We start from the raw sequence: 15,049 nt of genomic DNA, 5'->3' as shown, positions 1-15,049 counted from the left end.
GACAGGCAGGGGCAAGGGAGCCGGGCGTAGGCTCGCACCATGCGTGCAACCGTCCTGCACGGGGAGCGAGACATCCGTCTCGAAGAGGTCCCCGATCCTGTCCTGTCCACCGGCGGAGACGCCATCGTCCGGGTCGTCGCGGCCTGCGTCTGCGGCTCCGATCTCTGGGGCTACCGCGGCGTCACCCCGACCCCGAAGCCCCGCCGCATCGGCCACGAGTTCGTCGGCGTCGTGGAGGCCGTCGGTCCCGACGTGCACACGATCAAGCCCGGCGACTTCGTCATCGCGCCGTTCTACGACTGCGACATGACCTGCATCAACTGCCGCAACGGCGTGAGCACGTCGTGCCTGCACGGCGGCTGGTGGGGCGGCAACGATCAGGTCGGCGGGTTCGCCGACGGCGGCCAGGGCGAGCGGGTGCGCGTGCCGCACGCCGACGGCACCCTCGTCGCGACCCCCTCGTTCCCCGCCGAGGAGCTCATCCCGAGCCTCCTGACCCTCTCGGACGTCATGGGCACCGGTCACCACGCCGCCGTGTCCGCGGGCGTGACCGAGGGCAGCACCGTCGTTGTGGTCGGCGATGGGGCGGTCGGTCTGTGCGCCGTCCTCGCCTCCGCGCGCCTCGGTGCCTCCCGCATCGTCGCGATGTCGCGGCACGAGTCCCGGCAGGCGCTCGCCCGGGAGTTCGGAGCGACCGACATCATCGCCGAGCGCGGCGACGAGGGCGTCGTGGCCGTGAAGGCCCTGCTCGACGGCATCGGCGCGGACTGCGTCCTGGAGGCCGTCGGCACCAAGGAGTCCATGGACCAGGCCATCCGCTCGGCCCGTCCCGGCGGCATGGTCGGCTACGTCGGCGTGCCCAACGGCGGCCCCGAGCTCCCGGTCCGCCCCCTCTTCAACGGCAACATCGGCGTCAACGGCGGCGTCGCCCCTGTGCGCAACTACGTCGAGGAACTGCTGCAGGACGTCTGGTCGGGCGCCATCCAGCCCGGCAAGGTCTTCGACCTCGAGCTGCCGCTGAGCGAGATCGCCGAGGCGTATGCCGCCATGGACGAGCGCCGCGCCATCAAGACGCTCGTGCGCCCGTAGCCGCCTGCTCCGCCGCGTCGCGCCGCTTTCGTGAACCTCACTCGGGCTGGCGGGGCTGCAGGAGGCCGCGCAGATAGGTCATGACGACGGCGGCACCGATCAGCACGACTCCAAGCGGCGTCACGACACCGCCGACGATGCGGGAGACGAGGTCCAGGAGGGTGAGGATCCCCTGATCGACCCCTGTTGCCGCGGTTGTCGCGCTCGTGAAGAACCACGCGATGTCGGGGATGAAGATCGTCAGCACCGACCCGGCGATCGTCAGCGCGACGCCCCAGCCGAGAACGCGCTTCGGTTGCAGTCGTGGGGATTCCATCACTCACTCCTTCGTCGAGTCTTGTGACAGAACTATCAGACCCAGGCGGGGGGAGCGTACTTCCGGTGGCCAGTCGAGTAGCGCCGCTGCAAAGTCCAGTAGCGCCCTCCACTCCCACGAGGTGCGAGAAAGGGCCCTCATTCCGCACGGAATGGGGGCCCTTTCGTGAACTTCGGCGGCGGGCAGTGGCCCGCCGGCGCGCGCGTCAGGCGCGGACGATGACGACCTCGTCGAGGGGGCGGCGCACGCGCGGGGCGACCTCGCGCTCGCGCAGCGGCTCGGGCAGCGCGTCGGCGTCGCCGACGATGCCGAGGGCGGTCACCGAGACGGGCACGAAGCGCTCCTCGAGGCCGAACGCCTCACGCAGGCCGTCGGCCTGGAAGCCGCCCATCTGGTGGGTGTGCAGGCCGTCGTGGTGGGCCTGGATGGTGAGGTGCGCGACCGCCTGGCCGACGTCGTAGGTGGCCCAGCGGCGCTCGGCGCCCTCGGCGTCGACGACCTCGGCCACGGCGACGATCAGCACGCTGGCGGCGCCGGCCCACGCCTGGTTGAAGCCCATCAGGTTGGCGGCGATGCTGTCGAACTCGGGGGTGCCGCGGCGGGCGACGATGAAGCGCCAGGGCTGGGAGTTGTTGGCCGACGGCGACCAGCGCGCGGCCTCGAGGGCGGCGGTCAGTTTGGTCTCGTCGATGACGGCGGCGGTGTCGAACGCGCGCGGGCTCCAGCGCTCGGCGAGCGCGGGGAGCAGGGGCGCGGCGGTCTCGGCGGTGCGGGGCGCGACGTCGGTGAGCGACATGGGTGGATCTCCTCGAAGTGTGGATGGATGGCCTCGAGGCTCCATTGCCCGGCTATATCGATGTAAACACATCAACTCCGGGAGTATTCCGCGAGCGTTGCGATCCGTTACTTCGACGTGGAGGTCGGAGTGGGCGTCGGGAGCGGCGGCGCCGTCGGCACCAGGTCGCGGTACTGCGGCAGGGCGCCGTCGAGCACGGGCACCTGCAGCGTCAGCGTCTCCGCGCCGGTCTCGAAGGTCACGTCCGTCAGCGATCCTGGCTTCGCGTCGAGCCCGTCGAACTCGACGGTCTCGCCCTCCGGCACGCCGAGCTGCACGACGCCGGACGGCTCCAGCGCGACGGATTCGCTGCCGGCAGTGGTGTGCACGCTCACGTCGCGCGACGAGGTGCCCTGGTTCACGAGGCTGGCGACCAGCCCCGCGGGGCCGTCTCCGTCGGGGGCCGTGAGGAGCACGGCGTTGGCTACGAAGACGTCGCCGACGGTGCCGCTCACGCCGTCGCTCGTCTCGTGGATGTCGATGGTGTCCTGCGGTGCGAACAGGTCGCAGCCGGTCAGCAACAGCAGTACGGCGACCGTGAGTCCCGCGGCTGCACCGGCTCGCGCGCGCACGCGCGCCTTCGTCCGTGTCGTCGACATCACAGATCCCCCTCCTCGGAGTCGTCGCGCCACGCGGCGATGTCCGCCACGTTGCCCTCGGGGTCGGCCAGCGACCACCAGTGCGGCTCGCGGGTGTGCTCGGTGAGCCGGCCACCGGCGGCGAGCACCGCATCCACCCGCTCCACGGCCTCGGCACGCGGCAGGGAGATGTCGATGTGGATGCGGTTGCGGTGCGTCATCGGGTGGTCGAGCGGCTGGAACGCGACGGCGGGGCCGCGGCCCAGCGGGTCGACGAGGTCCGCGTCGCCCACCCGGTCGTAGGCGAGGGCGGCCTGCCAGAAGGCGAGCACGGTGGGGATGTCGAGCGCGTGGATGCTGATCTGCACGGTCTGAGCGCGGGTGGCGGCGGACTCGATCCCGAGCTCGCGCGCAGCCCGCGAGATGCGTGCGGCGAGCGCTTGGTCGCGCGCGCTGATGTCTCCCACGTCGTGGCTGACGAGGCGCACGACGAGGCTGCCGTAGCGCAGGTCGAGGTCGGGATGGTGGCCGGCCTCCTCGGCCAGCCGCGCGATCTCGGCGACGAGGGCCGCACCGCGTTCGAAGGTCCCGGTGGCGTATCGCGCGACGGCTCCGTCGTACAGCACCGACCAGTCCTCGACGCCGTCGGCGTCGTGGAAGCGACGGGGGGAGATGCGGTCGTCCGTGCCCACGGGCCACAGCATAGCCCCGGGGTGCGCAGGAGCAGTAGCCTGCGCTCATGGTCGACGACGACCCGACGGTCAGCAACCCCGATCACTACCGGGTGCTCTGGGAGAACGAGCGCGTGCGCGTGCTCGCGTACTCCGACGAGCCCGGCGAGAGCACCACCGTGCACCACCATCCCGACTCCGTGATGGTCACGCTGACCGCATTCCGCCGACGGCTCGAGTCCGGCGATCAGAGCGCGGAGGTGGAGCTGCCCGAGGGGGTCGCCGTGTGGATCCCCGAGCAATCGCACGCCGGAAGCAACATCGGCGAGACCCCCACCCGCACGATCATCGTCGAGCTCAAAGGGGAGGGAGAAGGGGCCGGGACGCCCTCCCTCGGACCCGTACTCCCGACCGATCCCGCGTCGCCGGTGTGAACGCAATATGACGCGCACGTAACAATTCGTCACATTCGGGCCCGTATCGCCGGAGGACTTTGCGGGGTACACGAAGAGGAGTATGGGGTACAAAACCCGAGTGGCCGTCAGTTGTCGGAATCTTCTCGGGATTTCAGCATCCGATCAGGCCTTCTTCTACCGCCGCGCCCGGGATGCGCCAGGTCGACACGCCCGAGAAGTGCTGTCCGCGTGTCTGCGGACAGGGGTCGTGGAGGGGGTCGTCCGACGCGCCGACCCGCCCTGTCCACCCCTACTTGCGGGCCATGCCTGAGAACCAATACAACTTGAGCCACCCGAACAGACCAGATCCCCGCCGTCGTGGATGCCAACCCCATTCCCCCCGTGAGAGGTCCGCTCGTGTTCATCTTCCTGCTGCAGATCCGGCACATGCTGGGCGGCCATCCGGAGATCTATCTCTTCGCCGTCTACTCCGCCCTCATCTGGGTCATCTGGATCGTCAAGGTCCTGATGTCCCGCCGCTACCGGCCGTACACCGGCGAGTTCCACGGCACCACGAGCGTGGTCGTTCCGGTCGTCGACGAGCCGCTCGACCTGTTCCGCGACGTGCTCGGCCGCATGGTCGAGCAGCGCCCCGGCGAGATCATCGTCGTCATCAACGGTGCCCCCAACCCCGACCTCGCCGAGGTGTGCGAGGAGTTCGCCCCGCTCGTCCGCTGGGTGCACACGCCGATTCCCGGCAAGCGCAACGCGGTCATGATCGGCACCCGGATGTCCACCGGCGAGATCACGGTCCTGGTCGACTCCGACACCGTGTGGACGCAGGACACGCTCAGCGAGCTGGTCAAGCCGTTCGCCGACGACCGCGTCGGCGGCGTGACCACCAAGCAGCGCATCCTCGAGCCGGAGCGCAGCTGGATCACCCGCTGGGCCGACTGGCTCGAGAACTCGCGGGCGCTCTACTCGATGCCCGCCCAGAGCGTCGTCGGGCAGATCGGCTGCCTTCCGGGCCGCACGATCGCCTTCCGCCGGTCGATCCTGATGCGCGTCATGGACAAGTTCATGACCGAGAAGTTCCTCGGCGTGTTCCTCGAGGTCTCCGACGACCGCACGCTCACGAACCTCACGCTCAAAGAGGGCTACCGCACCGTCTACCAGCACACCAGCCTCTGCTACACGGACGCCCCGCTGAAGGTGAAGAAGCTCTTCAAGCAGCAGCTCCGCTGGGCGCGCGGCAGCCAGTACAACACGCTCCGGATGCTGCCGTGGATGCTCGGGCACGCGCCCCTGCTGGCGTTCTTCTTCGTGATGGACATCATCCTGCCGTTCGTGCTCGCCGGCGTGCTCGGCGGCTGGGTCTACCGGTCGATCACCGGCCAGGGCTACAACTTCTACGCGGGCTTCCTGCACGAGTACGGCGTCCAGGCGGGCGTCCTGACCGTGGTCGCGCTGATGGTCGCCTCGTCGGTGATCAGCATGTCGATCCGCCAGATCCGGCACCTCTCCGAGAAGCCGAGCGACTTCTTCCGCCTGCCGATCTTCATCATCGTCTCGACGTTCTTCCTCATGCCGATCCGGCTCATCGGGTTCTTCCGCATGGCGCACGCCAGCGGCTGGGGCACCCGCGCCGGCGCCTACGCCGGCGGTCCGGCGGAGATCAGTTCCGACGACGAGATCGCCGCGCTCGACAACGCGCCCTCGTCCGAGACTCCGTCCGGTCCCGCGCTCCCGGATGCGGTCGGCGGCGTGACGACCGCCACGGCACTGCAGACTGCCAGCCGCCCCGCGACGGGCAGCGTCACCGCGGTCGCGGCACGTCCCGTCGTCGTCCCGGCCGGCACCGCCACCCGTGCGGAGGCCAAGGCGGCGAAGGCCGCCACGGCCACCTCCGCGAAGAAGACCTCGAAGCGGCGCCGCCTCAACCCGCTCGCCGCCATCCCGTACCTGATCGGCATCGCGATCCTGACCCTGGAGGCTCTGTTCCTTGTCTAGCCCCTCGATCTCCACCAAGACCGCGGCCTGGTGGTCCCAGTCCCGCTCGCGCGCCCAGGCGACCGCCGCGGCGGCCATCCTCCTCACCGGGACCCTCGTCGGCATCTCCGCCTTCGTCTGGGCCTCTCCCACCGGCGCCCCGCTCCGTCAGGCCGTGGCCGACGCGACGGAGGCGATCACCCCCTACGCGGCCCAGAACACCGAACTGCGCCGCAACCTCCAGCGCGCGACGCAGACCATCGCCTCCCAGAAGGGAAAAATGACGGCGATGGAGAAGCAGGCGCTCGCCGCCCAGGCGTCGACGGCCAAGCAGCTCGCCGCCGCCCAGCAGAAGGCGACGGCCGCCCAGAACCAGCTCAACAGCGTCAAGGCGCAGCTCGCCGCGGCCAACGCGAAGGCGTCCGCCGGGTCGAAGAGCTCGGGGAGCAGCGCGTCCGGCTCGGGTTCCGGCTCGTCCGGTTCGGGAGGCGGCACCACCACCCCCATCACGGCTCCGGCCCGTGCCGACCTCGTCGCCCCGACCAGCCGGTACTACGGCATGTACACCGAGCAGGCTCCGTTCAACTGGGCGACCTTCGACGCCACCAGCGCCAAGGTCGGCGTCGCGCCCAACCTCGTCGGCTACTTCAGCGGCTGGGACGAGACGTTCCGCGCCAACGCGGTCACCCGTGCCTGGGCGCAGGGCCGCATGCCGATGATGACGTGGGAGTCGCGCCCGATCAACGCGGGCAACGACTCCAACGTGGCGCCGGAGTACTCCCTGCCGAAGATCATCGGCGGCGACTTCGACGCCTACCTGCACCAGTACGCGAAGGACATCGTCGCGACCGGCCTCCCCCTCGCCATCCGCCTCGACCACGAGATGAACGGCATCTGGTACCCGTGGTCCGAGACCGACGGTCAGGGCAAGTCGATCAACGGCAACAGTGCGGGCGACTACGTGAAGATGTGGCGGCACGTCCACGACATCTTCCAGCAGGAGGGGGCCAACAACCTCGTGATCTGGGTGTGGGCGCCGAACATCGTGAACAACCTCCCCGCCACCCACAAGGTCGACGGCTACCTCGAGGGCCTGTACCCCGGCGACGACTACGTCGACTGGGTCGGCCTCTCGGGCTACCTGCGTCCGCCGTACAAGTCCGACAACGACTTCAGCTTCGACTACACGTTCAAGCCCAGCCTGGACAAGCTGCGATCGATCACGAAGAAGCCCATCATCCTGGCGGAGGTCGGCGCGTCCGAGACGGGCGGCGGCAAACCGCAATGGGTGACCTCGTTCTTCGAGGCGCTCGGGCGGCCCGAGAACGACGACATCATCGGCTTCTCCTGGTTCAACCTCGCCATCACCACCTACGTCGAGGGGGTGCGCGCCACCAACGACTGGCGCATCGACTCCCGGGCCGACACGCTCTCGGCCTTCATCGCCGGCCTCACGAGACCGGAAGACCGCTTCACCCTCACCCCGGCTCCCTGATCTGCTCCACCGACCGGAAGGACACGACATGACCACCACCAAGAAGTCCCCCAAGGAGCAGCCCGCTCCCCGTCTCAGCGTCATCGGCACCGGGTACCTGGGCGCCACGCACGCGGCGGCCATGGCCGAGCTCGGCTTCGACGTCGTCGGCGTCGACACCGACCCGCACAAGGTCGAGGAGCTGCGGGAGGGGCGCGCGCCCTTCTTCGAGCCCGGCCTGCCCGAGCTCATCCGGTCGAACGTGGCCGCGGGCCGGCTCGCCTTCACGACCGACATCGCCGAGGCGGTCGCCACCGCCGACGTGCACTTCATCTGCGTGGGCACCCCGCAGCAGTCCGGCTCCTTCGCCGCCAACCTGGCGTACGTGGAGGCGGCGGCGCGCGGCATCGCGGAGAACCTCACGCACGACGCCCTGATCGTGGGCAAGTCGACGGTCCCGGTCGGCACCGGCGCCCGCCTCCGGGCGATCGTCGCCGAGGCCGCGCCCGCCGGTGTGAACGTCGAGCTGGTCTGGAACCCCGAGTTCCTGCGCGAGGGCAAGGCGGTCGACGACACCCTCCACCCCGACCGCCTGGTCTTCGGCGGCACGACGGCGGCCTCGGAGGCGCTCCTCCGCCGGGTCTACGCCACGCCGATCGCGGAAGGGACGCCCGTCCTGGTCGCCGACCTCCCGACCGCAGAGCTCGTCAAGGTGAGCGCCAACGCGTTCCTCGCGACCAAGATCTCGTTCATCAACGCGATCGCCGAGGTGTGCGACGCCGCCGGTGCAGACGTCTCGCTGCTGGCCGACGCGCTCGGGCACGACAAGCGCATCGGGCGCCAGTTCCTGAACGCCGGCCTCGGCTTCGGCGGCGGCTGCCTCCCGAAGGACATCCGGGCGCTCATGCACCGCTCGAACGAGCTGGGCGCGCACGCGGCCGTCGGCCTCCTGCAGCAGGTGGACGAGATCAACATGGGCCGCCGCCAGCGCGTGATCGACCTGGCGCTGAAGTCGCTCGGCGGTTCGGTGCTCAACCGCCGCATCGGTGTGCTCGGCGCGGCGTTCAAGCCGGAGACCGACGACGTCCGCGACTCGCCGGCGCTGAACGTCGCCGCCGCCCTGCACCTCCGCGGCGCGCAGGTCGTCGTGTACGACCCGCAGGCCCGTGGGACCGCCCAGCGGCTGTACCCGACGCTCGGCTACGCGGAGTCGATGGACGACGCCGTGGCCGGGGCCGACCTGCTGGTCGTGCTCACCGAGTGGGACGAGTTCACCTCGGCCGACCCGGCGGCCCTGCGCGCCCTGGCTGCGGGCCGCACCGTGATCGATGCCCGCAACTGCCTCGACCCCGCCGCGTGGTCCGCCGCCGGCTGGGATGTGCTCGCGATGGGGACCGTGCCCACGGTCGCCCCGCTCGAGCGCGATCTCGCCGCTCTCGCCTCCGTCCGCTAGCCCGTCCATCCCTCCACGCACGCTCCTCCGATCGAAGGAACCGACATGACCAGTTACGTCACCAAGGCCGTGATCCCCGCCGCCGGGCTCGGCACCCGCTTCCTCCCCGCCACCAAGGCGATGCCCAAGGAGATGCTCCCGGTCGTCGACAAGCCGGCCATCCAGTACGTCGTCGAGGAGGCCGTCTCCAGCGGCCTCCACGACGTCCTCCTCATCACCGGCCGCAACAAGAACGCGCTCGAGAACCACTTCGACCGCAACACCGAGCTGGAGGACACGCTCGTCCGCAAGGGCGACACCGACAAGCTGCAGAAGGTCAGCCACTCCACCTCCCTGGCCGACATGCACTACGTGCGCCAGGGCGACCCGAAGGGTCTCGGACACGCCGTGCTGCGCGCCAAGATGCACATCGGTCACGAGCCGTTCGCGGTGCTGCTGGGTGACGACATCATCGACGAGCGCGACCCTCTGCTCGCCCGGATGCTGGAGGTGCAGCACGCGCTCAACACGACGGTGGTCGCGCTGATGGAGGTGCCGCCGGAGTCCATCCACCTCTACGGTGCGGCGGCGGTCGTCGAGACCGACGAGGACGACGTCGTGCGGATCACCGGCCTGGTCGAGAAGCCCAGCCGTGAGAACGCGCCCTCGAACTACGCCGTGATCGGGCGCTACGTGCTGCGTCCGGAGATCTTCGACATCCTGGAGAAGACGGAGCCCGGCAAGGGCGGGGAGATCCAGCTGACGGACGCTCTGGAGGGCCTCGCCACCGCGCCGGCCTGGACCGGCGGCGTGCACGGCGTCATCTTCCGCGGCCGCCGCTACGACACCGGCGACCGCCTCGACTACATCAAGGCCATCGTGCAGCTCGCCTCGGCCCGCGACGACCTCGGCCCCGGACTCGTGCCGTGGCTGCGGGAGTTCGCGGACTCGATCGCGCCCGCCGCACCGGTGGAGCCGGCTGCACCCTCCGCCCCCGCGCCCGCGGTGCCGGTGCTGCCCGCCGCCAAGGCTGCGAAGGCCGCGAAGCCGGCCGCCGCGAAGCGCGAGAGCGCGCGCGAGCGCGAGCTCCTGCCCGTCGCGGGCGCCTAGCCCCGCACCGCCGCCGCGTGTCCCGTCGCGCCGCAGTTCCAGCGACTGCGGCGCGACGGGACGTTTGCGGCGTGGCGACACGACGCAGTCGTACCGCCGCACCGCACTCGCGCCCGCGCAGCGCCCGTTCTCAGGGCGCGGGCGCGTCGGTCGTGAAGTGGATGGCCTTGTGCGTCCCGTCGCAGAACGGCTTGATGGTGGAGACCCCGCACCGGCAGAGCGCGACCGTGCGGCGCTTCTGCTCGACGGGTTCGCCGTCCGGCGTCGTGAGGTCGACGTGACCGCGCACCAGGAGCGGCCCGTTCGGGCACACGACGATCTCCGGTGGTTCTTCGCTCGTCACGCCGTGACCGCCTCGCGGGCGCGCAGCGAGCTGCGGCCGGCCTCCCAGCTGTCGAGGATGTGCTGGCCGGCCAGCCCGTCGACGTAGAGGCACGCGGTGGCGCCGAAGATGATGTCGGCGAGCAGCTCCGGCTCGTCCTCGGCCAGTCCGCCGGCGAGGTCGCGGCCGGCGATCTGCTCGTGCACGGCGTCGGCCTCCACGTGCTCGTCGTAGTACTCCGTGACATCCACGCCGTAGCCCAAGCGGCGGAATCCGTTGCCGTAGAAGCGGTTCGGGATGGACGAGGTCATCTCGAAGGCGGCGAGGTGGCCGGCGATGGCTCCGCGGAGGCGGCGGTTCATCCCGAACATCGACATCATCGTGAACGAGGCCAGGGTGATGGCCGGGACGTCGTCGACGTACGCCCCGTACGTGTCGTCCAGTCCGAGGCCGCGCATGGTCCTGGCGAAGATCTCCGCGTGGATGCGGTGGGGGCGGCCGCCGCCGTATTCGTCCGACTGCACCTCCACGAGCGCGGCCTTCGCGCGCCCGGTGAGGCGCGGGATGGCCCAGGAGTGCGGGTCCGCCTCCTTGCGGGTGTAGATCGAGCGCTGGATGACGAACTCCCGCAGCTGCTCGTCGCCGGCCTTCTTGGCGATGTAGCGGGAGAGGCTCGGGCCGCCGTCCTCGGCGGTGAGGGAGAAGAGGTACGAGGCGACTGCTTCGGCCTCGGGCTCCGGCAGCTCGCCGACCGGGACGCGCTCGCGCAGCTGCTCCTCGAACCGGCGCTCGATGAGTCGCCGGGCGACGACGATGTCCGGGTCCCACTCCCATTCGTCGTCGGCGTCGACGGTGCCGCCGTAGGAGAGGCCGTAGATCAGGTAGAGGCTGAGCTGGAGGTCGTCGTCGGTGATCAGATCGGGCCCGGCGGAGAGGGCGGCGCGGACCTCCTCGACGATGCCCTCCGCGGCGGTGCGGGAGTGCTGCGGTGCCTGGGGCAACGTCTGCAGGAGCGCCGCGCTGATGGGGCCGCGGGGCGTGATGCGTGGTGTCATGCCATCGACGGTGCCGCGAGGCGGTGGGGCGATCAAGTGCTTGCCACGTCCTCGCTTCCGTGCATGGCCGGCGTGCGTCAGGAGATCAGCGCGGCCAGGCCCGCCGTCCCGCCCTGAGCGAGCGCGCGCCGCTGGCGGGTCGCGCCGTTGCCGTCGGCGAGCAGCAGGGCGACGGCGTCGTGCACCAGGTCGGTCTCGTCGTGCTCCGCGAGGCCCGGTCCGGCCGCGGCGAGCAACCCTGCGACGACCTCGGTGGCGGGATGCAACCGACCGTCCCGCGGGTCGAGCAGGTCTTCGCCGAGACCGTCCCGGGCAGCGTGCCAGTGGGCGGCGTCCAGCAACTCGGGCGCGAGGGCCTCGCCCTCTCGTCCGTCGGCCGGCGACACCACGAGCCCGCGGACCAGGGCGGCGAGCGCCGAGCTCGTCGTGCCGTCGAGCTGCGCGTCGAAAGCCCGCACCTCGATCGTCGGGTACCGCTCCGACGGGCGCACGACCCAGTTGAGCGTCCCGGCATCGCTGGTGCCGCCGACACCGCCCAGCGCGGCGGCTCGGCGGTCGTAGTCGGCGGCGTCGACGAATGCGGGAGGGACGCCGTGCGTCGTCCAGCGTCGGCTGTGGATCGCGCGCCAGCTGTCGAACCCGGTGTCGGCGCCCTGCCAGAACGGCGAATTCGCCGAGAGGGCCAGCAGAGCGGGCACCCACGGCCGGAGCCGGTTGAGGGCGACGATCGCCTCCTCGCGGTCGCCGACCCCGACGTGCACGTGCAGTCCGTTGAGCTGGTGGTCGGGAACGACGAGCCCGAATCGGGACGCGATGTCGCGGTAGCGCTCGTGGTCCGTCACGCGCGCGTCGTGCGCCGTGCGGTACGGCAGGCCGACCCCTGCGGCCAGTAGTCCGGCGGACGCCGCCCACTCGCGTAGCTCCGCACGGAACCCCTCCAGTGCGGTCGAGACGTCCGCGGCGGTCCGGCACACCGGTGTCGCGTACTCGAGCTGGGACGGGAAGAACTCGGGCGTCACCGCGCCGCCGTCCGCTCGCCGGCCGCTGAGAGCAGCGATGGCGTCGGCCGCGCGATCGACGGGCGTCAGCGTGGGCGGATCGAGGAGGACGAACTCCTCCTCCGCCCCGATGGTCGTCCGCACATCATCCTCCGCTCGTCGTCCCCGCCAGTAGACAGGGCCAGGACGCTACCGCACAACGGCTTGACGCGGAGCGGTTCTGCGCCCACCGTGTTCGGCGGAGAGGGGGACGGATGGGAGTCGACGACAGCGGGGAAGATGGGGCGCCGATCTTCGACGGGTTCGTCGTCGAGGACATCGCGGTGCCCGGAGGGACCGTGCACCTCCGGCGCGCCGGCTCCGGCCCGGTCGTGCTGCTCCTCCACGGTCACCCACGGACCGGGTCGACCTGGCACCGCGCGGCGCCACGGCTGGCCGCGCTCGGTTTCACGGTCGTCGTGCCTGACCTGCCGGGGTACGGCGCATCCCTCGCGCCGGATCCCACCCCCGACCACGCGCCCCACTCGAAGCGCGCGAGCTCCGAGCGGCTGCTCGCGGCGATGCACGCCCTCGGCCACGAGCGGTTCGCGGTGGTGGGCCACGACCGCGGCAGCTACGTCGCCTTCCGGATGGCGATGGACCATCCCGAGACCGTCTCGCGCGTGGCCCTGCTCGACTGCATCCCGATCGTCGAGCACCTGGAGCGCATCACCCCGGAGTTCGCCGCGCAGTGGTGGCACTGGTTCTTCTTCGCGCAGCCCGAGACGCCGGAGCGCGTCATCCTCGCCGACCCCGACGGCTGGTACCGGGGCGATCCCGAGGCGATGGGAGCGCAGAACCACGCGGAGTGGCGGGAGGCGATGCGCTCGCCGCGCGTCGTCCGCGCCATGCTGGAGGACTACCGGGCCGGCCTCACCGTGGACCGCGCGGACGAGGAGGCCGACCGCGCTGCGGGACGTCGGCTGACCCAGCCGCTTCTCGTCCTCTGGTCGACACGGGATGACCTCGAGCAGCTGTTCGGCGACCCGCTGCTCATCTGGCGCGACTGGGCGGACGACGCGCGAGGGCACGGGATCGACTCCGGCCACCATATGGCGGAGGAGGCGCCGGGCGAGCTGACCGACGCACTCGCGGCGTTCCTGGGTGCGGGCACGACCGAGGGCGCGGCGGTCCACCCCGGCGTACACTCCGCGCCATGACCGCCGCGAAGATCCTCCTCATCCGCCACGGCGAGAGCGTCGCCAACGTCGCCGCGACCGCCGCAGAGGCCGCTGGGGCGGAGACGATCGACGTCACGGCGCGCGACGCCGACGTGCCGCTGTCCGCGCTCGGCGAGCGACAGGCCGCCTCCCTGCGACCGCGCCTGCGGGACGAGCTCGGCGCCGAGTGGGACCGGGCGCTCGTCTGGAGCTCGCCCTACCGGCGTGCGGTGAACACCGCTCAGCTGGCGCTGGGCGACCGTGCATTCGCCATCGATGAGCGCCTCCGCGACCGCGAGCTCGGCATCCTCGACGCGCTGACCTCCCGCGGGGTGGATGCCCGACTGCCCGAGGAGGCTGCCCGCCGCCGCTGGCTCGGCAAGTTCTACTACCGGCCGCCGGGGGGCGAGGCGTGGACCGACGTCGCGCTGCGACTGCGCTCCTTCACCGGCGAGCTCGGCCACGCCGACGGCCGGACGGTGCTCCTGTTCACGCACGACGCCGTGGTGAGCCTGTTCCTCTACGTGCTCCTCGGCTGGACCGAGGAGCAGCTGAACGCCTTCCTCGTGGACCGCGTCGTCGGCAACGCGACCGTGACCACCCTCGTCGCGGACGGCCCGGCCTGGCGGGTGGAGGCGTTCTCCGACGACGCCCACCTCACCGCCGCCGGCCTCCCGGCGACCGAGCACCCGGGAGCCGCCCGTGTCATCGACTGACCGCGACCCTGTGAAGGTCGACCTCTCCCTGCTGCGCGCCTGGCCCCTACCCGAGCCGGGAGGGTCGAAGCGGTCCCGCGGGGAGGTGGTCGTGGTCGGCGGCGCCGGCCGTTCACCGGGTGCCGCGCTACTCGCCGGGCGGGCCGCGCTGCGCGTGGGCGCCGGGCGCCTCACCCTCGCCGTGGGGGAGTCCACCGCCGTCGAGGTGGCCGTCGCCCTCCCCGAGTGTGGCGTTGTCCCGCTGGACGAGGGCCGCGGCGGCAGTGTGCGCGGTCGCTCGATCGGGGCGGCGGCCGCCGATCTGCGGTCCGCGGATGCCGTGCTGCTCGGTCCCGGTCTCGATGACATCCGCGAGACGACCTCCATGCTGCGCCGCCTCCGCTCCGTCGCGGGGCGCGACACGACCGTCGTGCTGGACGCCTATGCCCTGGGCGCACTCGCCGGGAGCCCGAACCGTGGCCGGTCGGGGCGGCGCATCCTCACGCCCAACTCAGAGGAGGCTGCGGTGCTGCTGGGCCGCCGGCTGCGGGACGAGCGCGCCGACCTCCTCGAGATCGCCCGCCGCTACCGCGCCGTGGTCTCGTGCCACGGCGTCGTGGCCGACCCCGACGGCAGCCTCTACCTCCTCGACGACGGCGGCCCCGGCCTGGGGACCTCCGGGAGCGGGGATGCGCTCGCCGGCGCGATCGCCGGCCTCGCCGCGCGCGGCTGCACGCCTGCGCAGGCAGCCGTGTGGGGGACCTACCTGCACATGGCGACGGGTGTCTCGCTCGCTCGCGACATCGCGCCGCTCGGGTTCCTCGCGAGCGAGATCGTCGACCGCCTCCCGCGCGAGCTCGCCGCGGTCGAGCACCCGGGCGGCTGACCCCA

General features: G+C 71.5%; 15 protein-coding genes and 1 pseudogene. 9 read left to right on the top strand and 7 right to left on the bottom strand.

The window, feature by feature from the left end; genetic code table 11:
- The first annotated feature begins 39 nt into the window (after positions 1-39).
- Complete coding sequence (locus FHX33_RS17810; RefSeq protein ID WP_021754585.1) at positions 40-1,089, top strand: zinc-dependent alcohol dehydrogenase family protein; 1,050 nt, start codon at positions 40-42, stop codon at positions 1,087-1,089.
- A 37-nt stretch (positions 1,090-1,126) separates the two neighbouring features.
- Here the strand turns inward: FHX33_RS17810 and FHX33_RS17805 are convergent, their stop codons facing one another.
- The 4 genes from FHX33_RS17805 to FHX33_RS17790 all read right to left on the bottom strand — a co-directional run bounded on the left by FHX33_RS17805 (position 1,127) and on the right by FHX33_RS17790 (position 3,510).
- Positions 1,127-1,405, bottom strand: coding sequence for a hypothetical protein (locus tag FHX33_RS17805; RefSeq protein WP_021754583.1), 279 nt, complete (start codon positions 1,403-1,405; stop codon positions 1,127-1,129).
- 205 nt (positions 1,406-1,610) lie between these two features.
- Positions 1,611-2,201 (bottom strand): nitroreductase family protein, encoded by a 591-nt coding sequence (locus FHX33_RS17800; RefSeq protein ID WP_183428804.1) that lies wholly within the window; start codon positions 2,199-2,201, stop codon positions 1,611-1,613.
- A gap of 107 nt (positions 2,202-2,308) precedes the next feature.
- Positions 2,309-2,839: a hypothetical protein gene (locus tag FHX33_RS17795; RefSeq protein WP_021756221.1), complete on the bottom strand. Its 531-nt coding sequence runs from the start codon at positions 2,837-2,839 to the stop codon at positions 2,309-2,311.
- Positions 2,839-3,510 (bottom strand): VOC family protein, encoded by a 672-nt coding sequence (locus FHX33_RS17790; protein WP_248616210.1) that lies wholly within the window; start codon positions 3,508-3,510, stop codon positions 2,839-2,841. The genes FHX33_RS17795 and FHX33_RS17790 overlap by 1 nt, the downstream gene beginning before the upstream one ends.
- A gap of 47 nt (positions 3,511-3,557) precedes the next feature.
- Here FHX33_RS17790 and FHX33_RS17785 point away from each other — a divergent pair, with 47 nt between their 5' ends.
- The 5 genes and pseudogenes from FHX33_RS17785 to galU all read left to right on the top strand — a co-directional run.
- On the top strand, positions 3,558-3,923 hold the full coding sequence (locus FHX33_RS17785) for a cupin domain-containing protein (RefSeq protein ID WP_021756217.1): 366 nt from the start codon (positions 3,558-3,560) through the stop codon (positions 3,921-3,923).
- Positions 3,924-4,301: 378 nt separating this feature from the next.
- Positions 4,302-5,894 carry a glycosyltransferase family 2 protein gene (locus FHX33_RS17780; RefSeq protein WP_021756213.1) on the top strand — a complete coding sequence of 531 codons (1,593 nt, stop codon included), beginning with the start codon at positions 4,302-4,304 and terminating at the stop codon, positions 5,892-5,894.
- The gene (locus FHX33_RS17775; RefSeq protein WP_021756211.1) at positions 5,887-7,368 is read left to right on the top strand and encodes a glycoside hydrolase family 26 protein; all 1,482 of its coding nucleotides are present in this window, start codon (positions 5,887-5,889) and stop codon (positions 7,366-7,368) included. The genes FHX33_RS17780 and FHX33_RS17775 overlap by 8 nt, the downstream gene beginning before the upstream one ends.
- Before the next feature lie 28 nt (positions 7,369-7,396).
- Positions 7,397-8,800, top strand: a complete 1,404-nt coding sequence (locus FHX33_RS17770; RefSeq protein ID WP_021756209.1) for a UDP-glucose dehydrogenase family protein — start codon at positions 7,397-7,399, stop codon at positions 8,798-8,800.
- A 45-nt stretch (positions 8,801-8,845) separates the two neighbouring features.
- Positions 8,846-9,733 (top strand): annotated as a pseudogene (galU, locus tag FHX33_RS17765) (UTP--glucose-1-phosphate uridylyltransferase GalU); the annotation flags it as partial.
- Positions 9,734-10,019: 286 nt separating this feature from the next.
- Here the strand turns inward: galU and FHX33_RS21755 are convergent.
- From FHX33_RS21755 to FHX33_RS17750, 3 genes are all read right to left on the bottom strand, one after another.
- Entirely contained in the window at positions 10,020-10,232 is a 213-nt protein-coding gene (locus FHX33_RS21755) for a CDGSH iron-sulfur domain-containing protein (RefSeq protein WP_021764686.1), read from the bottom strand.
- Positions 10,229-11,266 (bottom strand): iron-containing redox enzyme family protein, encoded by a 1,038-nt coding sequence (locus tag FHX33_RS17755; RefSeq protein WP_021764687.1) that lies wholly within the window; start codon positions 11,264-11,266, stop codon positions 10,229-10,231. The genes FHX33_RS21755 and FHX33_RS17755 overlap by 4 nt, the downstream gene beginning before the upstream one ends.
- 77 nt (positions 11,267-11,343) lie before the next feature.
- A complete protein-coding gene (locus FHX33_RS17750; protein ID WP_183428803.1) occupies positions 11,344-12,408 on the bottom strand; it encodes a YbdK family carboxylate-amine ligase in 1,065 nt (354 codons plus the stop codon).
- Between the two features lie 110 nt (positions 12,409-12,518).
- On the opposite strand from FHX33_RS17750, the gene FHX33_RS17745 reads away from it, so the two are divergent.
- Genes FHX33_RS17745 through FHX33_RS17735 form a run of 3 tightly spaced genes read left to right on the top strand, consistent with a single transcriptional unit; the run spans position 12,519 to position 15,044 of the window.
- On the top strand, positions 12,519-13,463 hold the full coding sequence (locus FHX33_RS17745; protein WP_021757496.1) for an alpha/beta fold hydrolase: 945 nt from the start codon (positions 12,519-12,521) through the stop codon (positions 13,461-13,463).
- The gene (locus FHX33_RS17740; RefSeq protein ID WP_021757498.1) at positions 13,460-14,179 is read left to right on the top strand and encodes a histidine phosphatase family protein; all 720 of its coding nucleotides are present in this window, start codon (positions 13,460-13,462) and stop codon (positions 14,177-14,179) included. The genes FHX33_RS17745 and FHX33_RS17740 overlap by 4 nt, the downstream gene beginning before the upstream one ends.
- Positions 14,166-15,044: an NAD(P)H-hydrate dehydratase gene (locus tag FHX33_RS17735; RefSeq protein WP_183428802.1), complete on the top strand. Its 879-nt coding sequence runs from the start codon at positions 14,166-14,168 to the stop codon at positions 15,042-15,044. The genes FHX33_RS17740 and FHX33_RS17735 overlap by 14 nt, the downstream gene beginning before the upstream one ends.
- Positions 15,045-15,049: the final 5 nt, after the last annotated feature.

Source organism: Leifsonia aquatica (genome assembly GCF_014190775.1).
Classification (GTDB): Bacteria; Actinomycetota; Actinomycetes; order Actinomycetales; family Microbacteriaceae; genus Leifsonia; species Leifsonia aquatica.
This window is presented reverse-complemented; position numbering and strand designations above follow the sequence as displayed.

Coding starts and splice junctions, on each gene's coding strand:
- FHX33_RS17805 (WP_021754583.1), bottom strand. CDS start 1,405: ATGGAATCCCCACGACTGCAACCGAAGCGCGTTCTCGGCTGGGGCGTC.
- FHX33_RS17810 (WP_021754585.1), top strand. CDS start 40: ATGCGTGCAACCGTCCTGCACGGGGAGCGAGACATCCGTCTCGAAGAG.
- FHX33_RS17740 (WP_021757498.1), top strand. CDS start 13,460: ATGACCGCCGCGAAGATCCTCCTCATCCGCCACGGCGAGAGCGTCGCC.
- FHX33_RS17795 (WP_021756221.1), bottom strand. CDS start 2,839: ATGTCGACGACACGGACGAAGGCGCGCGTGCGCGCGCGAGCCGGTGCA.
- FHX33_RS17770 (WP_021756209.1), top strand. CDS start 7,397: ATGACCACCACCAAGAAGTCCCCCAAGGAGCAGCCCGCTCCCCGTCTC.
- FHX33_RS17755 (WP_021764687.1), bottom strand. CDS start 11,266: ATGACACCACGCATCACGCCCCGCGGCCCCATCAGCGCGGCGCTCCTG.
- FHX33_RS17785 (WP_021756217.1), top strand. CDS start 3,558: ATGGTCGACGACGACCCGACGGTCAGCAACCCCGATCACTACCGGGTG.
- FHX33_RS17800 (WP_183428804.1), bottom strand. CDS start 2,201: ATGTCGCTCACCGACGTCGCGCCCCGCACCGCCGAGACCGCCGCGCCC.
- FHX33_RS17745 (WP_021757496.1), top strand. CDS start 12,519: ATGGGAGTCGACGACAGCGGGGAAGATGGGGCGCCGATCTTCGACGGG.